1 protein-coding gene is annotated in these 1242 nt (G+C 69.2%); it reads left to right on the top strand.

Features of this window, described 5'->3' with window-relative positions; genetic code table 11:
• Positions 1-1242, top strand: a 1242-nt coding sequence (locus ABZ070_RS37450; protein ID WP_356640682.1) for a homocysteine S-methyltransferase family protein, incomplete at both ends; no start/stop codon positions are given.

A 1242-nucleotide genomic window follows, 5' to 3' on the forward strand; every position in this document is an offset into this window, starting at 1 on the left:
CGCGAGGTGGCCGACGAGTTCACCGCCTCGACCGGCCGGCAGCGGTGGGTGCTGGGCTCCATGGGCCCCGGCACCAAGCTGCCCACCCTGGGACATGCCCCCTACACCGTGCTCCGCGACGGTTTCCAGCAGAACGCCGAGGGCATGATCGCCGGCGGCGTGGACGCCCTCATCGTCGAAACCACGCAGGACCTGCTGCAGACCAAGGCCGCGATCCTTGGTGCCCGCCGCGCCATGGAAGCGACGGGAACAGATCTTCCGCTGCTGTGCTCACTCGCCTTCGAGACGACCGGCACGATGCTGCTGGGTTCGGAGATCGGAGCCGCGCTCACCGCGCTCGAGCCGCTCGGTGTGGACATGATCGGTCTGAACTGCTCGACGGGTCCGGCGGAGATGAGCGAGCACCTGCGCTACCTCTCGCGCCACTCCCGTATCCCTCTGCTGTGCATGCCGAACGCCGGCCTCCCCGTCCTCACCAAGGACGGCGCGCACTTCCCGCTCGGCCCCGAAGGGCTCGCCGACGCGCAGGAGCAGTTCGTGTCCGACTACGGCCTCTCCCTGGTCGGCGGCTGCTGCGGTACGACGCCGGAGCACATGCGTCAGGTCGTCGAGCGGGTGCGCGGAACGGTGCCGTCCGATCGCGAGCCGCGCCCCGAGCCGGGCGCCGCGTCGCTGTACCAGACGGTGCCGTTCCGGCAGGACACCGCGTACATGGCGATCGGCGAGCGGACGAACGCGAATGGGTCGAAGAAGTTCCGCGAGGCGATGCTCGAGGGCCGCTGGGACGACTGTGTGGAGATGGCGCGCGATCAGATCCGCGAAGGCGCCCACATGCTCGACCTGTGCGTCGACTACGTCGGCCGTGACGGCGTCGCGGACATGGAGGAGCTGGCCGGACGCTTCGCCACCGCCTCCACGCTGCCGATCGTGCTGGACTCCACCGAGGTCGAGGTCCTGCGCGCCGGGCTGGAGAAGCTGGGCGGCCGCGCGGTCATCAACTCCGTCAACTACGAGGACGGGGACGGACCGGAGTCGCGGTTCGTCAAGGTCACGAAGCTGGCGAAGGAGCACGGTGCCGCGCTGATCGCCCTGACGATCGACGAAGAGGGCCAGGCCCGTTCGGCCGAGCACAAGGTCGCCATCGCCCAGCGGATCATCGACGACCTGACCGGCAACTGGGGCATCCACGAGTCGGACATCCTCATCGACACCCTCACCTTCACCATCTGCACCGGCCAGGAG

The organism is Streptomyces sp. NPDC006283, assembly GCF_040613325.1.
GTDB lineage: Bacteria > Actinomycetota > Actinomycetes > Streptomycetales > Streptomycetaceae > Streptomyces.